Annotated in this window: 17 protein-coding genes; 9 read left to right on the plus strand and 8 right to left on the minus strand. The window is 71.8% G+C overall.

What is annotated here, in order from left to right; all coding sequences use genetic code 11:
- Positions 1-187 precede the first annotated feature (187 nt).
- Genes ABZ914_RS15525 through ABZ914_RS15535 form a run of 3 tightly spaced genes read right to left on the minus strand, consistent with a single transcriptional unit; the run spans position 188 to position 2645 of the window.
- Positions 188-967: an ABC transporter permease gene (locus ABZ914_RS15525; RefSeq protein ID WP_500193572.1), complete on the minus strand. Its 780-nt coding sequence runs from the start codon at positions 965-967 to the stop codon at positions 188-190.
- Entirely contained in the window at positions 967-1743 is a 777-nt protein-coding gene (locus ABZ914_RS15530) for an ABC transporter permease subunit (RefSeq protein WP_500193573.1), read from the minus strand. Before ABZ914_RS15530 ends, ABZ914_RS15525 begins: the two co-directional genes overlap by 1 nt.
- Entirely contained in the window at positions 1740-2645 is a 906-nt protein-coding gene (locus ABZ914_RS15535) for an ABC transporter ATP-binding protein (RefSeq protein WP_500193574.1), read from the minus strand. The genes ABZ914_RS15530 and ABZ914_RS15535 overlap by 4 nt, the downstream gene beginning before the upstream one ends.
- 158 nt (positions 2646-2803) lie before the next feature.
- Between ABZ914_RS15535 and ABZ914_RS15540 the strand changes: the two genes are divergently transcribed.
- Positions 2804-3937 carry a sensor histidine kinase gene (locus ABZ914_RS15540; RefSeq protein ID WP_500193575.1) on the plus strand — a complete coding sequence of 378 codons (1134 nt, stop codon included), beginning with the start codon at positions 2804-2806 and terminating at the stop codon, positions 3935-3937.
- Positions 3938-3944: 7 nt separating this feature from the next.
- Positions 3945-4601, plus strand: coding sequence for a response regulator transcription factor (locus ABZ914_RS15545; protein WP_433136718.1), 657 nt, complete (start codon positions 3945-3947; stop codon positions 4599-4601).
- A 39-nt stretch (positions 4602-4640) separates the two neighbouring features.
- Here ABZ914_RS15545 and ABZ914_RS15550 read toward each other — a convergent pair whose 3' ends face one another.
- Complete coding sequence (locus ABZ914_RS15550; protein ID WP_500193576.1) at positions 4641-5549, minus strand: TIGR03620 family F420-dependent LLM class oxidoreductase; 909 nt, start codon at positions 5547-5549, stop codon at positions 4641-4643.
- 90 nt (positions 5550-5639) lie between these two features.
- Between ABZ914_RS15550 and ABZ914_RS15555 the strand changes: the two genes are divergently transcribed.
- A complete protein-coding gene (locus ABZ914_RS15555; protein WP_500193577.1) occupies positions 5640-6632 on the plus strand; it encodes a TetR/AcrR family transcriptional regulator in 993 nt (330 codons plus the stop codon).
- A gap of 35 nt (positions 6633-6667) precedes the next feature.
- Positions 6668-7258: a DUF4291 domain-containing protein gene (locus ABZ914_RS15560; protein WP_500193578.1), complete on the plus strand. Its 591-nt coding sequence runs from the start codon at positions 6668-6670 to the stop codon at positions 7256-7258.
- A gap of 143 nt (positions 7259-7401) precedes the next feature.
- Here ABZ914_RS15560 and ABZ914_RS15565 read toward each other — a convergent pair whose 3' ends face one another.
- Positions 7402-8109 (minus strand): alpha/beta fold hydrolase, encoded by a 708-nt coding sequence (locus tag ABZ914_RS15565; RefSeq protein ID WP_500193579.1) that lies wholly within the window; start codon positions 8107-8109, stop codon positions 7402-7404.
- Positions 8110-8214: 105 nt separating this feature from the next.
- On the opposite strand from ABZ914_RS15565, the gene ABZ914_RS15570 reads away from it, so the two are divergent.
- Both ABZ914_RS15570 and ABZ914_RS15575 read left to right on the plus strand, forming a co-directional pair.
- Positions 8215-8883, plus strand: coding sequence for a winged helix-turn-helix transcriptional regulator (locus tag ABZ914_RS15570; RefSeq protein ID WP_500193580.1), 669 nt, complete (start codon positions 8215-8217; stop codon positions 8881-8883).
- A 56-nt stretch (positions 8884-8939) separates the two neighbouring features.
- Positions 8940-9176, plus strand: a complete 237-nt coding sequence (locus ABZ914_RS15575) for a hypothetical protein (protein ID WP_500193581.1) — start codon at positions 8940-8942, stop codon at positions 9174-9176.
- A 698-nt stretch (positions 9177-9874) separates the two neighbouring features.
- Here ABZ914_RS15575 and ABZ914_RS15580 read toward each other — a convergent pair.
- The gene (locus ABZ914_RS15580) at positions 9875-10528 is read right to left on the minus strand and encodes a hypothetical protein (RefSeq protein WP_500193582.1); all 654 of its coding nucleotides are present in this window, start codon (positions 10526-10528) and stop codon (positions 9875-9877) included.
- A 66-nt stretch (positions 10529-10594) separates the two neighbouring features.
- Positions 10595-11497, minus strand: coding sequence for a hypothetical protein (locus tag ABZ914_RS15585; protein WP_500193583.1), 903 nt, complete (start codon positions 11495-11497; stop codon positions 10595-10597).
- Positions 11498-11704: 207 nt separating this feature from the next.
- Between ABZ914_RS15585 and ABZ914_RS15590 the strand changes: the two genes are divergently transcribed.
- Both ABZ914_RS15590 and ABZ914_RS15595 read left to right on the plus strand, forming a co-directional pair.
- On the plus strand, positions 11705-12643 hold the full coding sequence (locus ABZ914_RS15590; RefSeq protein ID WP_500193584.1) for an aldo/keto reductase: 939 nt from the start codon (positions 11705-11707) through the stop codon (positions 12641-12643).
- Positions 12644-12708: 65 nt separating this feature from the next.
- Positions 12709-13617 carry a serine/threonine-protein kinase gene (locus ABZ914_RS15595; protein WP_190858396.1) on the plus strand — a complete coding sequence of 303 codons (909 nt, stop codon included), beginning with the start codon at positions 12709-12711 and terminating at the stop codon, positions 13615-13617.
- A gap of 50 nt (positions 13618-13667) precedes the next feature.
- Here ABZ914_RS15595 and ABZ914_RS15600 read toward each other — a convergent pair whose 3' ends face one another.
- Positions 13668-14330: a thiaminase II/PqqC family protein gene (locus tag ABZ914_RS15600; RefSeq protein WP_500193585.1), complete on the minus strand. Its 663-nt coding sequence runs from the start codon at positions 14328-14330 to the stop codon at positions 13668-13670.
- Between the two features lie 130 nt (positions 14331-14460).
- On the opposite strand from ABZ914_RS15600, the gene ABZ914_RS15605 reads away from it, so the two are divergent.
- Entirely contained in the window at positions 14461-15744 is a 1284-nt protein-coding gene (locus ABZ914_RS15605; RefSeq protein WP_190858390.1) for a citrate synthase, read from the plus strand.
- Positions 15745-15946: the final 202 nt, after the last annotated feature.

Consider the following 15946-nt stretch of genomic DNA (forward strand, 5'->3'; position numbering starts at 1 on the left):
ACCGCCGAGGGCTTCCTCATCGCCCGGCGCGGCGACGGCACCCGCATCGCCCCCCACCCCCCCCCCGCCCCCCCCCCCCCACCCGTGTCCCCACCGGGCGCCGCCGCCCACTCATGTCCCGAGAGGTCCCGGCCGCCGACGCCGACGCGTCATGAGACGCCACCGGCCCGGCGGCGGGTCGGTCGTCTCAGGCGTCCCGGCGGCTGAGGACCAGGCCGGCGAACGCGAGTGGAACGAGCGCGTAGGCCAGCAGGACCGCAGCCGCCGCCGGCGGTGACAGCAGGTCGCCGTAGATGGAGTGCCCCGCGCTCCAGCCCGCGATCTCGGTGGGCAGGCCCGAGAGCATCACCGATCCGAGCCGTCCGTTCCACGGCTGCGGCAGGTGGTAGACCAGCAGCGGGACGACATGCCAGACCACGACGACGGCGACGATCGCACCGGCCGCCGACCGCAGCAGCACGCCGAGCGCGAGGCCGAGCAGCGCGAACACCGCCACCGCGACGCCCGAGACCGCGAATCCCGGCAGGTCGTGCCAGACGGACGCGCGCTGGTCGGGGAACGGCCGGCCGCCCGCGGCGAGCCGGGCGCCGAGGAAGCACCCCATGGTGACCGCCTCGCCCACGGCGAGCCCCGTCAGCGCCACCACCACGGCCTTCGCGGCCAGGAACCGCGGCCGGGACGGCACCGCGACCAGGCTCGTCCGCACCATCCCCGTGCGGTACTCCGACGTCACCGCGAGCACGCCGAGGATTCCGAGGCACAACTGGGCGACCCAGCCGCCCAGTTCCTGCAGCGGCCGCAGGTAGAACCGCGCGCGCCGGGCGGGGTCCAAGCCGTCCCAGACGTGCGCCTGCTGGACGGCCAGCAGCACGACGAGCAGGGCGAACCCCGCCGCGACCGCGACGATCACGTAGGTCGACCGGACGGAACGCAGCTTCCACCATTCGGCGGCGACGGCGTCGAGCATCACGCGTCCCGCCGTCCGAACACGCGGGCGCCGACGCCCAGGGCGACCACCACGTACCCGGCCAGGAGCAGGGCGGAGGCCGCCGGCGGGAGGCCGTCCCTCGTGGAGGAGGCGCCCGGCGGCGAGGCCATCTGTCCCGCGAGGCTCTCGGGGAGCACCGCCCAGACCCGCTCGCCCCACGGATCCGGCAGCAGGTTCGCGACGGGCGGCACCACGAACAGCACCGCCATCCCGGCCGTGATCGTCCCCGCGGTGGAGCGGAGCACCGCCGCCAGGCCGGTCGTCATGAGCGCGATCGCCGCGGTCGTCACCGCCATGGCCAGCACGTACGGGACGTGGTCGAGGAACGAGGCGTCGAACCCGCGCATCGGACGGCCGTTCGCGGCGGCCTTCCCCGCCACGACCCCGACGGCCAGGCCCGCCAGCGCGGCCGCGAACATCGCCGCGCCCGGAACCGCCGCCTTCGCGTAGAACAGCACCCGACGGCGCGGGATCGCGGCCAGGCTCGTCCGGATCATTCCGGACGCGTACTCCGATGTCACCGGCAGCGCCCCGAACAGCACCGCGCAGACCGGCAGAGCGATCGCGAGCGGCTGCTCCGGCGGCGCGGACTCGAACGCCGCGCGCCGCGCCTGCGACAGACCGTCCCAGTAGTGCGCCGCGTACAGCGACCACACGACGCACAGGAGCGCGAACGCCGCGACCGTGCCGAGCACGGCGAACGTCGAACGCACCGAGCGCAGCTTCCACCACTCCGCCGCCAGCGCGTCGATCACGACCTCACCGCCCCGAACTCGGTGCTGCCCGCCGTCAGCTCCATGTAGGCCTCCTCCAGCGACGCGCTCCGCGGCGTCACCTCGTACAGCGGGATCCCGTGCGCGGCGGCGCGGTCACCGATCTCCGTCACGTCCAGCCCCGCGACCGACAGGGCGCCGCCCGGCTCGGCCTCGACCGTGCCGCCCGCCGCCGCCAGCACCCCGACCAGCTCCTCCGGACGCGGCGACCGGACCAGCACCCCGCGCGCGAACCGGTCCGCCAGCTCCCGCACCGAGGTGTCCGCGATCAGCCGGCCGCGCCCGATGACGACCAGCCGGTCCGCGGTCAGCTCCATCTCGCTCATCAGATGGCTGGACACCAGCACCGTCCGGCCCTCGGCGGCCAGCGCCCGCATCAGCTCGCGGATCCACCGCACCCCGTCCGGGTCCAGCCCGTTCACCGGCTCGTCGAACATCAGCACGCCCGGGTCGCCGAGCAGCGCCGCCGCGACCCCGAGCCGCTGCCGCATCCCGAGCGAGAACCCGCCCACCCGCTTGCGCGCGACACCCGCCAGGCCGACCTGCTCCAGGACCTCCGCCACCCGCCGCGTCCCGATCCCGTTGCTGCGCGCCAGCCAGCCGAGATGGTCGAACGCGCGGCGGCCGCCGTGCACCGCCCCCGCGTCCAGCAGCGCCCCCACCTCGCGCAACGGCCGCCGCAGCGCCGGGTACGGGCCGCCGTTCACCAGCGCCGCGCCCGACGACGGCGCGTCCAGCCCCAGCAGCACGCGCATCGTCGTCGACTTCCCGGCGCCGTTCGGGCCGAGGAACCCCGTCACCGCCCCCGGCCGCACCTGGAACGACAGGCGGTCCACGGCGACGGTCCCGCCGTAGCGCTTGGTCAGCTCCCTCACTTCGATCATGCCGTCAACGCTCCCGCCGGACGCCGCTCCGGCACATCGGAACCCGGTCGGGACCCGCCCGTCCGACCGTGCTCCGAGACCGCGCCGCCGCATCGGACCCAGGTCTGACGTCCGCCGGCACGACGCGCCCGGCCGCACCGTCCGGCTACCGTCGTGACGTGCACGAATCCGAGCCGGCCTCCCCGCACGCCCGGCGGACCGGCCCCCGGCGGCCGATCCGCCTGGACATCGCGGTCGCGGTGCTCTACACGCTGTTCCTGCTGCTGTTCTCCGGCGGGCACGAGACGTCGGCGCTGCTCGCCGTGCCCGTCGCCGCCGCGATGGGACTCCCGCTCGGCGCCCGGCGGATCCGGCCCGTCCCGGTCTTCGGCGCCGTCCTCGCCGCGTCCACCCTGGCCCTGGTCCTCGACCTGCCATGGGACTTCTACGTCGGGGCGGCGTACGCGCTCTACCCGCTCGCGCTGGAACTGCCCCGCGCGCGCTTCGTCCCGACTCGGGCGATCGGCGTGCTGAGCGCGATCGTCATCTTCGGCGGCGCCCTCATCGGGCCGAAGAACTGGCAGGCCGAGCAGCTCGGCCGCGTGCTGCTCGGCATCGCCGTCCTCGGCGCGTCCTGGGCCCTCGGCCGCGCCGTCCGCGACCGCCGCGCCTACACCGCCCAGGCCGCCCGCCGCCTCGCGGAGACCGCCGTCGGCGAGGAACGCCTCCGCATCGCCCGCGAACTGCACGACATCGTCGCGCACAGCATGAGCCTCATCGCCGTCAAGGCCGGCGTCGCCGTGCACGTCGCCGAGGCCCGGCCTCAGGAGGCCCTCGACGCGCTGCGCGTCATCGAGTCCACCAGCCGCGGCACGCTCGGCGAGATGCGCCACCTCCTCGGCGTCCTGCGCGCCGACGAGCCCGGCCTCGCCCCCTCACCCGGCCTCGGCTCCCTGCCGGGGCTGGCCGAACGCGCCGCCATGGCCGGGGTCCACGTCGACCTCGACGTCCGCGCGGGCGACCTGCCGGAGAGCGTCGCGCTCGCGGCCTACCGGATCGTCCAAGAGGCCGTCACCAACGTCGTCAAGCACGCCGCGCCCGCCCGCTGCCGGGTCCTGGTCGAGGCCGGCGGCGGACGCGTCCGCATCGAGGTGGACGACGACGGTCCCGGCGTCCGCGTCCTCCCCGGCGCCCCGGGCCACGGTCTCATCGGGATGCGCGAGCGCGTCATGATGTACGGCGGCGACTTCACCGCCGGCCCCCGCCCGGAAGGCGGCTTCGCCGTCGCCGCCGCCTTCCCCTACGAAGCCTAGGAGTGCGTTGGAACTGCGCGTCCTCGTCGCCGACGACCAGACCCTGGTGCGCGGCAGCTTCCGCGTCCTGATCGACACCGCGCCGGGGCTGCGCGCCGTCGGCGAGGCCGGCACCGGCGCGGAGGCCGTCGAGCTCGCCGAGCGCGAGCGGCCCGACGTCGTCCTCATGGACGTCCGGATGCCCGAGATGGACGGCATCGAGGCGACCCGGCGCATCTGCCGCGACCTGCCGGACGTCCGCGTCCTCATCCTCACGACGTTCGACCTGGACTCCTACGTCTACGCGGCGCTGCGGGCCGGCGCCAGCGGCTTCCTGCTCAAGGACACCCCGCCCGCCGACCTGCTGTCGGCGATCCGCGTGGTGGCCTCCGGCGAGTCGCTGCTCGCCCCGACCGTCACCCGCCGGCTGATCGCCGAGTTCGTCCGCCGGCCCGCCCCCGCGGGACCGCCGCCCGCCGGCCTCGGCGCCCTGACCGACCGCGAGCGCGAGGTCCTCGCCCTCATCGCCCGCGGCCTGTCCAACACCGAACTCGCCGAGCACCTGCACCTCAGCCCCGCGACGGTGAAGACCCACATCGGCCGTCTCCTGGCCAAACTCCAGGCCCGCGACCGGGCCCAGCTGGTGATCGCCGCCTACGAGACCGGCCTGGTCCGCCCCCGCTGACGGTTCACCGGCGCTCGGCCCGGGACACGGGCCGTGGGGTCAGTCGTTCAACAGGTACGGGGCCAGGCGCTCGAACTGGTCGGCGGACGAGTCGAGGTCCGGCTGGAACACCGTCACGCACACATGGTCGGCGCCCGCCTCCAGATAGGCACTGACGTCCTTGGCCACCGCGGCTTCGTCGCCCCAGATGAAACAGGCGTCGATGAGCTTGTCGGAGCCGCCGTCGGCGAGGTCCGCGTCCGAGAAGCCGAGCTTCTTGAGCGCCCCGATGTAAGGGGACCCCGGGAGCGAGAACGCTCCGGCCTGGCGGGCGATGCCGCGCGCCTTCTCCGGATCGGTCTCGAGGATCACCGGCTGCATGGCGATCAGCAGCTTGTCCGGGCCGAGCAGTTCCCGCGCGCGGCGCGTGTGCTCGAAGGGCATCATCGCGGGCAGCATCCCGTCCGCGCGTTCGGCGGCCAGGCCCTGCATCTTCGGCCCCAGCGCCGCGAGCAGCCGAGGGAACGGGACCTCCGGTGCCGGTGCCTCCGGCACGGCGGCGTCCATCCCGTCGAGGTAATCGCGCATGCGGGCGATCGGGCTGCTCCACGTCTGGCCGCTCCGCTCGACGACCGCGCCAATGCTGACGCCGATGCCGAGCGCGAGCCGTCCGGGGTAGGCGTCGGCCAGCACCGACGCGGCCCCCTGCATCGTCGCCGGATGCCGCGCCCACAGGTTCGCGATCGCCGACCCGAGCACGACCCGCTCGGTGGCCGCGAGCATCACGCCGAGCTGCGTGAACACCTCCCGGCCGCCGATCGCCTCGTTCACCCAGATCGATCCGTAGCCGGCGTCCTCCACCCGCCGGGCCGCCCGCCGCCACTCGTCCGCCGGCGCGAGCGGTGTCACCAGCGCCGCCCCGATCCGCCCCAGCCTCCGCCTCGCCTCGCGCACCGCGTCCTCGCCCATGCCGTCTCCTTCGGCCGTACAATCGGAACTGCCAACCCGCTTATGACATTACCGGAACGATCGCCCCGTTTGTCAAAGGAGGAGCCGCCCGTGCCCGACGACCCGCCCCGCCGCCCCAAGGCCGCGCAGCGCAGCCGCACCAAGGCGGAGCCGCGCCGCGCGGACGCCGCCGAGCCGCCCCCTCGCGCCGAGACCGAGCCGCCCCCTAGCGCCGAGACCGAGCAGCGCCGCCGCACTGAAGTGGAGTCGCGCCACACGGAGGCGGCCAAGCTGCCCCCCCACGCCGAGACCAAGCCGCCCCTTAGCGCCGAGACCGAGTCGCGCCGTCGCGCTGAGGCGGTGTCGCGCCGCCGTACCGCGGCCGAGCCGCGCCGCGCGGACGCGCGCCGGAATCGGACCCGGATCCTCGAGGCCGCCCTGGAGGCGTTCGCGGCCGAAGGGCGGCTCGTCCCGCTCGACGACATCGCCCGCCGCGCCGGCGTCGGCGCCGGGACGGTCTACCGCAACTTCCCGACCAAGGAGGCCCTGTTCACCGCCGTCATCACCGAGCGCTTCGAGAGCATCATCGAGGAGGCGAGGTCGCTGGCCGACGCGGACGACCCGGGCGAGCGGTTCTACGGGTTCCTGATGTGGGTCGTCGAGCGCGCGATGTTCAACCACGCCATCTGCGAGGCGCTGGCGCTGGAGGAAGGCATCAAGGCGTTCGCGGCCGGCGTCGAGGAGGAGTTCAACGCCGCCCTCGGCGCGCTGCTCCAGCGGGCCCAAGCGGCCGGTGACGTGCGCGCCGACATCGACCTGCGCGATGTGCGAGCCCTGATGGCCGGGTGCGTGGTCACCGAGCGGATGCGGCGCGCCGACGGGCCGCCCGGCCGCATGACCGCACTCGCCTGCGACGCGCTCCGCCCCGCCGCCGTAACGAAACTTCGTGACGAAAGTCCGACGATGTCACGTAACGAAAGCCGTTGCGAGGTCTGCGGTACCCCGCTGGCGGCCGCACGTACCGGCCGCCCGGCGCGGTTCTGCGGCGCCGCCTGCCGGCAGAAGGCCCACCGCCGCAGGTCCGCGGCCGCGAAATCCGGTTGAACCGGACGTGCGCCCTGCGGCACCGTGGCGGCACCATGCGCACACGTGAGATCCGCGCCGTCCATGACCGCGACTCGATCACCGTCTACCAGGCGTACGGCCCGGACATCGGCGGCCCGGCGGCGCGGCACGGCACCTTCGTCCCTCCGTTCTCGCGTACCCGGATGACCTGGATCAAGCCGTCGTTCCTGTGGCTGATGGCCCGCAGCAACTGGGCCCGCAAGCCCGGACAGGAGACCGTCCTCGCCGTCCGGATCACCCGCGCGGGCTGGGAGGAGGCCCTCGCCCAAGCCGTCCCGACCGACCCGGACCGCCGTGTCTTCCGCAGTTCCGACGAATGGCGCCGCCGCTTCGCACACGCGCACGTCCACGTCCAGTGGGACCCCGAGCGCTCGATCAACGGCGGCAAGCTGGAGGCGCGGAGCATCCAGGTCGGCTTGAGCCGCCACATCGTGGACCGCTACGTCGACGACTGGATCCTGGCCATCGACGACCGGACGCCGCTGGTCCGTAAGATTCACGGACTCCTCCAGGCGGGCCGGACCGCGCAGGCCAAGGCCCTGCTGCCCAAGGAACGCCTCTATCCCCTCCCTCCCGCCCTCGCCCACAACATCGGCGCCGACTGACCACCACCCGTTCCGCCCACCGCCAAGCCGACATCCCCGCCCGAACGGCCGCACCAGCCCGCTCAGTCCGCCGACCACCGGTCCCGATCGGGCCGCTGTCACTGGGAACGCATCGGTCGCCTTCGGCGGGTTCGGCGGCAGCGTTACGAAACGTTCGAACCGATGTTCCGGATCCGGTACTCCTCCAGCCGGTCGGCGAGCTCTTTGGGTCGGCTGAGCGCGACGAGGTGACCGCCCGGCAGCTCGTCGACCGGGATGTTCAGGCGCTCGCGCACGACCCTGCGCTGGAAGGGCAGGGGGAAGAGCCGGTCATCCTGGCCCTGGAGGAACACGGTCGGCGTGTCCGGCCACGAGTCCAGGGGCCAGGGCTCCTCGAAGGGTCTCTGTGACTGTGACTGCTCGCCCCGCGCCAACATTTCGCTGGTCACCTCTGGTGGGACGTCGTGGAAGAAGGTGACCTCCGGGTCGAACTCGGCCGGCATCGGCCGCCCCTCACGAGCCGCCTGTTCGGCCATGGCCTCCGCCTGACCGGTGTTGGTCCACCATTCACCTCCGGTCTCGCCCGGCACAGGGACCATCGCGTTGAGCAGGACGAGCAACGCCACCGGTACGCGCGTGCACACGAGCGGTGCGGTGAGGCCGCCCATCGACTGGGCTACCAGGATGATCCCGGTGCGATCGCCGATCGCCTCGACCACGGTGTCGGCGTACTCCGTGAGCCCAGCCGATTCATCGGCCGCGGGCAGATCGACGGCGATCGCCTCATGCCCGCGGGCCTGGAGTTCGGGGACGAGGAGGTGCCAGTACCAGGCGCCTCCACCCGCCCCCGGAACGAGGACGTACGTTGCCATTCTCGTGCTCCTCTACTCGTGGCCGCCCTGGCCGACGCTATCGGCGGCCACTGACAAACCAGCAGTGCGAACTCCTGAATTAGGAGCTTCACCTACCATTCCGGCATGACAGGACGAAGGCGGTATGACGATCCGTGCGGCATCGCCCGGGCGCTGGACGCCGTGGGGGAGCGGTGGGCGCTGCTCGTCGTCCGCGAGCTCCTGTTCGGTCCCAAGCGGTTCGCGGCGCTGAGCCGGGGCCTCCCGGGCATGAGCCAGAACGTCCTCTCTCAGCGGCTGCGCGACCTGGAGGAGGACGGGATCGTTCACCGCCGCACCCTGGGCCCGCCCGCCAGCACCCGCGTCTACGAACTGACCTCGCGCGGCCGCGAACTCGAACCGGTCCTGCTCGCCCTCGCGGAGTGGGGCCGCAAGAGCCCTCTCGGTGCCCACGACACCGAGATGAGCGTCGATGCGATGATGCTCGCCCTCAGAACGACCTTCGACCCGAGTGCGGCCCAGGGGCTGGACGTTCGCGTCGCGCTCCGCTTCGACGACGATCTGTTCCTGGCCGGGATCCGCTCCGAGCAGCTCCACATAGCCCGCGTGGACGAACCCGTCCGCGCGGACGCCACTTTCGACACCGACGTCGCCACTCTGAGGCCCCTCGTGTTCGGCCGGTCCTCCCTGCCTGCGAACCCTCCCTTCCTGCAAGGAGCCCCCGACCTGGCCGCTCGTTTCCTGGCCTGCTTCTCCGGGCCGCAACCCGCCGCCCCCGCAGACACTTCGCACTGACCCGGACGGCCAGTCCGGCTTTGCTCGAACACATGTTCGGGCTAGGGTCTGGTCTCGTGCTGATCGACGAACCCGTCTCCGCGGAGACCACCCCGGCGGGCCATCCCTCCCAGATCACCGGTGCGCGCGGCTGCTTCCAGGTGCGCCGGGTCCTGGAGCAGTGGCAGGAACCCGGCGAGGCCCGTTTCTACCGGCTCCAGGTCAACACGCCGGACGGTCCGGCGATCGCCGAAGTGGTCGGGCCCGCCGCCGGCGGCGCCGGTCCCTGGACCCTCCGCCGAATCTGGCCCTGAACCCCTCCCTCGCCAGACCATCGCGCCAGCCCGCCCCGCGCCACCACGCCAGCCCGCGCCCGGGTCACCGCGCCAGCCCGCGCCCGGGCCATCGCCTCAGCCCGCGCCCGGGCCATCGCGAGCCCCACGTCAAGGCCAGCGCGCTAGTACGTGCCAGGGCCATCGCGTCAGCCCGAGCCGGGGCTATCTCGCCAGCCAGCGCCCGGGCCAACGCGCCGGCCCGCGTCAAGGCCGTTGCGCTGGCCTGCGCCAGGGCCAGCGCGCCAGTCCAAGCCGGGGGCTATCGCGCTGGCCCGTGCCGGGCCTTTGCGCTGGCTTGCGCCAGAGGCAGCGCGTCAGTCCGAACCGTGGCCACCGCGTCAGCTCGTGCCAAGGCCACTGCGCCTCCGTGCCGGGCCTTTGCGCGGCCCGAGCCGGGGCTATCTCGCCGGCCTCCGCCAGGGCCTTTGCGTCGGCCTGCGCCAGGGACATTGCGCTGGCCCGGGCCAGGGTTAGCGCGCTAGTCCGAGCCGTGGCCAGCGCGCCGGCCCGCGTCAAGGCCATTGGGCCTCCGTGCCGGGCCTTTGCGTCAACCTGCGCAAAGAGCCTCGCGCCAGTACGTGCCAAGGCGACTACGCCAGTACGTGCCACGGTCATCGCGCCGTCCTGCGCTGGGCCATTGCGGCAGCCCGCGCGGCTGACGCCGGCGGTGGTCGCGGCTACGGTTGTAGCCGCAGCACGATGCGCTCGGAGAAGCCCCCTCTTTCGGTGTGTTTCGAGGAGCGACTCGTCTCCAGGTCGGCGGGACTCATGCCGTGGAGCGCGGCGAGCGCGTGGACGACCTCCAGGAGATCGGCGAGTTCTGCGGGATCGCCGCTCGCCACGTACTCGCCGGCCTCCTCATAGAGCTTGGCGCGCAGGAGCGACGCGTACTCCCCGGGTTCGGCGACCCGGGTCTCCGGTTGCCGGCCGGTGCTCCGAACGAGGTCGGGGATGCGGTCGCGGACCAGCTTCTCGGTGCGCCCGCCGCCCTCCTTGGGACGATGCTCGGTCGCACCGTTCCGGCGGTCCAGCGACTGGATCCATTTCACGGCCACGGCGGCCGTCTGCACCAGTTCGTTCCGCAGCGGCGCGTGTTCGGTCTCGGCGAGCGCCTCGTGGAACTCTTCGGCGAGCACGTGCCTCCATGTCAGCTCGCCGCGCGACCAGGCGTCGGCGCAGTCGTCCTTGGCCTTGTCGGCCTCTCCGGCGAACGCCGGGCCGCTGCCGTCCGGAAACTCCTGGACGCCCCACATCCGGTCCTGCGCGGCGCGTTCCGCGGCGATGTCCGCGAGGACCTTCGCAAGGGAGCCCGGCTCCTGTTGGTTCCGCATGCCGAACGACGTTAACCGGCGTACCGCGGCCGTGCGGGCGGCCCGGCGGTGACGGCGCCGGGCCGCTCAATCCGGATCGGCGTTGTCCGGCTCACAGCTCAGATAGTGGTGGAGGACGGGCGGCAGTTCGTCCCAGAGCCACTCGTTGAGAGAGCCCGGGAAGTCCTCCGGTGCCTGGATCGAGAGACGGCGAGGACCCGTCTGCACGAGTCGCACGGGAATCGGGCCGTCATCCCAGACCTGCTCCCGGCTGCCCCAGAACGCCGAGAAATCGGCGCTCGTCAGCACGAGTTCCGAATGGAGGACGTGTTCGCCTCGGTGCCTGCCGAGGGGCAGCAGCCTCTGGGCGGTGGTCCGGAGGACGTTCAGCGCGGCGAGGTCATGGGGGCAGGCCACGCCGGTGATCTCCAGTTCGGGGAGACCGAAGCGGCGCAGGCCCCGAGTGGTGATCCCCACACAGGAGCAGCCGTCGATCTCGTCCTCGTCGGCCGTGCACCGGCCGGCGTTCCGGTACGGCGGGAGCACGGCGCCGGTCCAGTCGTCCGCGAGCACGAACTGCTCCTGGCGGGGTTCGGGCAGCGGGTGAACGGCCTGGTTCATATCGACGTCGACGGGGACGCCGCCCAGCGATTCGGCCAGCACCTCGGCCGCGATGCGGCTGATGTGCGGGCCGACCGGGAGATCGGCGACCTGCAGTACCGAGGTCACCCCGACGTGCCAGTCGCTGCGGCGGGCTCGTTCGGCATCCTCCGGATCGGTGCTCGCCACCGACCGCAGATCCCACGGCGACACCTCGGCCTTGTGCGCGGCGACCATCAGGGCGGGCGTGCCGAGCCGTTGGAGCGTCGCGGCGCCGAGCCTGCCCGGCAGGCCCTGCCGGAGTGCGGTGGCGACGTCGTCGGGAGTCCGGTCGGCGGCGACGACGAACCGGGTGGTGGTCTCCTCGGGAACGGTGATGGTGATGGACAAAGGAAGCCCCCTTCGGGCCCTGACGGGTTCTCGTGACGTCCTCAAGCCTCGGGGGGACACGGCGGAAACGGGACCTGAACATGATTCTGTGGATAAGGGCCACCATTTACCGCCGAAAGCTGGAGAAATGCCCGACGATGAGGCCCTTCGCGGCGCTCGGTCGCGGCCGCCGCCGCACGTCTCGCCCTGGCGTGGGAGGCTGAAAGCATGAATGCGACAGGACGTCTGGGAATCGGCTTGGCGGCGGTAGGCCGTCCGGCCTATATCAACGTGGGCAGGACGCAAGAGCTGCCCGAGGACCGTGGTGTCGAGCAGATGCGCCACGCTACCTGGAGCCTTCTGGACAGTGCATACGCGGCAGGGATCAGGTGGGTGGACACCGCGCGGTCGTACGGGCGCGCTGAAGAGTTCCTAGGGGAATGGCTAGCCGCCCGTATGCCGGACGATCTGACCATCTCCAGTAAGTGGGGCTACACGTACGTGGGGGACTGGAAGATCGACGCCCCCGTGCACGAGGTCAAGGAGCACAGCGCCGATCGTTATCGTGCTCAGTACGCGGAGACGCGCGCGCTTCTAGGGGATCGCCTTTCGGTCTATCAGGTCCATTCGCTCACGCAGGAGAGCCCGCTCTTCAACGACGCGGGGCTTCAAGAGACCTTGGCCGAAGCGGCCGCCCAAGGCGTTCGGGTCGGGTTCTCGACCTCCGGTCCTGGACAGGCCGACACCATCCGCCGTGCCTTGGAGCTCGAGGTTTCCGGCAAGCGGCTGTTCAGCACCGTGCAATCGACCTGGAATCTCCTGGAGACGTCCGCCGAAGCGGCGCTAGAAGAGGCTCATACGGCCGGTCTGCACGTCCTGCTCAAGGAGGTGCTCGCGAACGGCCGCCTCGCCGTACAACCCCCGAGCGCGTTGGCCGCCATGGCGTCCGAGAAGGACACCACCGCCGACGCGCTCGCCCTAGCCGCCGCGCTGAGCCGCCCTTGGGCGGACACCGTCCTGATCGGAGCCGTCAGCCCAGGCCAGTTGGAGACCAACCTGGCGGCGACGCGGGTGTCCCTGGACGAGCGGGAGGCGGACGTGCTGGCCCGCCTGAGCATCGCGCCGGATCGCTACTGGCGGGAACGGAGCGAGCTGCCCTGGGACTGACCGGCTGGAGGGGAGCCGCCCGTGGCACGATGAAGCCGCGCCCACCATGATCGGATTCATCGCCCATGCAGCCTGAAGCACCCCGGATGATCGGCCCCTACCGTGTGGTCGCACGGCTCGGCTCGGGCGGGATGGGCGAGGTCTTCCTCGGCACCTCACCGAGCCGGCGGCTCGTCGCCGTGAAGGTCATCAGAGAGGAGCTGCTGGGCGATCCGCGCTGGCGGGCGAGGTTCCGCCGCGAGGTCGTCTCCGCCCAGGCGGTCAGCGGCTTCTACACCGCGGCCGTCGTCGACGCGGACCCCGACGCGGAGAGGCCGTGGCTCGCGACGCAGTACATCCGCGGTGTGAGCCTGGCCGATGTCGTCCGGGAGAAGGGACCGCTACCTGAGCAGGCGGCATGCAGGCTGGGGGCGGGCCTGGGGGAGGCGCTGATCGCGATCCACCGTGCGGGGATCGTCCACCGGGACCTGAAACCCTCGAACGTCCTGCTGGCGTCGGACGGTCCGCGTGTCATCGACTTCGGCATCGCCCGGCCGCTGGACGCACTGCCGCTGGCGCGTTCGGAGATCCTGGGCACGCCCGCCTACATGTCGCCCGAACAGGCGCTCGGCGAGCCCGTCACCTCCAAGAGCGACGTGTTCTCGCTCGGCGCCACGCTCGTCTACGCGGCGACCGGTTCCGCGCCGTTCGGCACCGGCCACAAGGTGCGGGGACGCATCGTGTACGGCCGTCCCGACCTCGACCGCCTGCCCGACCCCATGCGCGGGCTCGTGACACGCTGCCTGGTCAAGGACCCGGAGGAACGGCCCTCACCCGAGCAGGTCCTCACCGCACTGTCCACGCTCCTCGACGCCGTCTACGGAGAGGACGAACTGACGGACGGCATAGGGGACCTCATCGACGTTCAGGAACGGACGTTGATCGAAGTGACCGCGGAGCAGCCCACCTTGGTCGAACCACCCGAGCAGGCATGACTCCTCGGCCCCGCCTTGAGCGGCGTCATGCCCGCGATATAGAAGGCCGGTCAGGGCAGGTCGTCCACCAGCGCGTCCCAGAAGGCGGTCTCGTACGCGTGCAGGAGGCGGGCCGCGCGGGACGCCTCCACGGGGTCGTCACCGGAGGCCAATCCTGCGGCTATCACTTCGAGCGCCTGCTCCTCGAAGCCCGGCGGCGACTCGGCGAAGAACGAGAAGAACCCCACGGCCTCCTCATCGAATCCATAGCGCTCGCGAAGCGCCGTGGCGGTACGGGCGCAGTAGGCGCCCCACTCCTCCAGGTTGGCCAGCATGGCCAAGGCCACCTCCGTGGACGTGCCGAAGGCGGCGCGCTGCGCAAGGTAGGCGGGATACGCCTGCGCGAGCGGAAGAGGCTCATGGGCTCTGAGATTCTTCTCACTTTCACCGAGGGCGGTGGCGAAACGACCGAGCAGCCGGAGCGCCTCCGCCTCGCCCTGCGCCAGCCCCAGGAACAACCCACCCGCCGGCGGTACCGGGAAACGCGCCGCCAGCAGCGCGAAGCTGCGCTGATCGCTACCGACGATCCGATACTCCTCGGCGGCCAGCCGGACCAGGCGTTCCCGGGGCAGGTCGCCTGTTTCGAGCAGATCCAGGAAGCGGTTGCCGGCCGCCTTCGCCGCGATGTCCGCGCGCGCTCGGGCGACCAGCCCCGCTGCACTGTTGTCGGTCATGTACTCAGCGCAACATCCGCACGGTCGCGGCGTCAACGAGATGGCCGCCGATCAGGCCATATGATCACCTCGATACGATGAAGAACTGGAACGTCTACGCAGGTGTGGACGGAGTTGGGAGCGAGCGCATATGTCGGATTTCGAACTCAACCACGCGGGCGGCCGGATGCCCCTCGAGGTAACGGAGTCGACGGAGGGCCCTTCGGGCCTGCGGGTGGGAAGCCTCATGAAGGAGACGGGGCACGTCACACTCGACCCCGGTTTCACCAACACCGCGTCCACCACATCGGCGATCACCTATATCGACGGTGAGGCGGGCATCCTCCGCTACCGGGGTTATCCCATTGAGGAGCTGGCGGAGAAATCGTCCTTCCTCGAGGTGGCCTACCTGCTGATCTACGGTGAGCTGCCGACCACCGACCAGCTGGACGAGTTCACCGACAGCGTCCGCAAGCACACGCTGCTCGACGAGAAGTTCCGCGCCTTCTTCTCCGCCTTCCCGCGCCGCGCCCACCCGATGGCGGTCCTGTCGTCGGCGGTCAGCGCGCTGTCGACCTTCTACCAGGACAGCCTGGACCCGTTCGACCCCGAGCAGGTCGACCAGTCCAGCATCCGGCTCATCGCCAAGCTCCCCACCATCGCGGCCTACGCGTACAAGACCTCCAACGGGCAGCCGCTGCTGTACCCCGACAACTCGCTCGGGTACGTGGAGAACTTCCTCCGCATGACGTTCGGGCTGCCCACGGAGCCGTACGAGATCGACCCCGAGATCGTGCGGGTGCTGGACATGCTCTTCGTCCTGCACGCCGACCACGAGCAGAACTGCTCCACCTCCACGGTGCGGCTGGTGGGCTCCAGCCAGGCCAACCTGTTCTCGTCCGTCTCCGCGGGCGTCGACGCCCTGTTCGGGCCGCTCCACGGCGGCGCCAACCAGGCCGTCCTGGAGATGCTGGAGCGCATCCACGAGAACGGCGACAACATCGAGTCGTTCGTGGAGCGGGTCAAGAAGAAGGAGCCCGGCGTCAAGCTCATGGGCTTCGGGCACCGCGTGTACCGCAACTACGACCCGCGCGCCGCGGTCGTGAAGAAGGCCACCAGCAAGGTGCTCGGGGCGCTCGGCAAGTCCGACCCGCTCCTCGACCTCGCCATGCGCCTCGAGGAGGTCGCCCTCAGCGACGACTACTTCGTCGAGCGGAAGCTCTACCCGAACGTGGACTTCTACACCGGCGTCATCTACAAGGCGATGGGCTTCCCCACGAACGCCTTCACCGTGCTGTTCGCGCTCGGTCGGCTCCCCGGCTGGATCGCCCAGTGGCGCGAGATGATGAACGACACCACGACGAAGATCGGCCGTCCCCGGCAGGTGTACGTGGGACCGGGCGAGCGCCACTACGTGGACCCGTCCGCGCGCTGACCGGCCTCGGCCACACCACCGGCCCGCGAGGGGGAGCCTTAGCTCCCCGCCAGTCGGCTGCATCGTCCCAAGTGACGACATAGTGCGCAGCGGGCGGGCTCGCAGCCCGCCCCCGCGCGCGTCCGATAAACCTCCCGTCCATACCTGTAGCGCAGGGCCTTAGACGGTTCGCCATACGGAGACCTCCCCGTTAGCCAGTGGA

It is taken from the genome of Spirillospora sp. NPDC046719 (genome assembly GCF_040645715.1).
In the GTDB taxonomy this organism is placed as follows: domain Bacteria; phylum Actinomycetota; class Actinomycetes; order Streptosporangiales; family Streptosporangiaceae; genus Spirillospora.

Bases quoted from the DNA above. Each gene is read 5' to 3' on its own strand.
- ABZ914_RS15590 (WP_500193584.1), top strand. From the start codon at position 11,705: ATGAATGCGACAGGACGTCTGGGAATCGGCTTGGCGGCGGTAGGCCGT.
- ABZ914_RS15600 (WP_500193585.1), bottom strand. From the start codon at position 14,330: ATGACCGACAACAGTGCAGCGGGGCTGGTCGCCCGAGCGCGCGCGGAC.
- ABZ914_RS15560 (WP_500193578.1), top strand. From the start codon at position 6,668: ATGCGCACACGTGAGATCCGCGCCGTCCATGACCGCGACTCGATCACC.
- ABZ914_RS15550 (WP_500193576.1), bottom strand. From the start codon at position 5,549: ATGGGCGAGGACGCGGTGCGCGAGGCGAGGCGGAGGCTGGGGCGGATC.
- ABZ914_RS15535 (WP_500193574.1), bottom strand. From the start codon at position 2,645: ATGATCGAAGTGAGGGAGCTGACCAAGCGCTACGGCGGGACCGTCGCC.
- ABZ914_RS15605 (WP_190858390.1), top strand. From the start codon at position 14,461: ATGTCGGATTTCGAACTCAACCACGCGGGCGGCCGGATGCCCCTCGAG.
- ABZ914_RS15570 (WP_500193580.1), top strand. From the start codon at position 8,215: ATGACAGGACGAAGGCGGTATGACGATCCGTGCGGCATCGCCCGGGCG.
- ABZ914_RS15580 (WP_500193582.1), bottom strand. From the start codon at position 10,528: ATGCGGAACCAACAGGAGCCGGGCTCCCTTGCGAAGGTCCTCGCGGAC.
- ABZ914_RS15525 (WP_500193572.1), bottom strand. From the start codon at position 967: ATGCTCGACGCCGTCGCCGCCGAATGGTGGAAGCTGCGTTCCGTCCGG.
- ABZ914_RS15595 (WP_190858396.1), top strand. From the start codon at position 12,709: ATGCAGCCTGAAGCACCCCGGATGATCGGCCCCTACCGTGTGGTCGCA.
- ABZ914_RS15565 (WP_500193579.1), bottom strand. From the start codon at position 8,109: ATGGCAACGTACGTCCTCGTTCCGGGGGCGGGTGGAGGCGCCTGGTAC.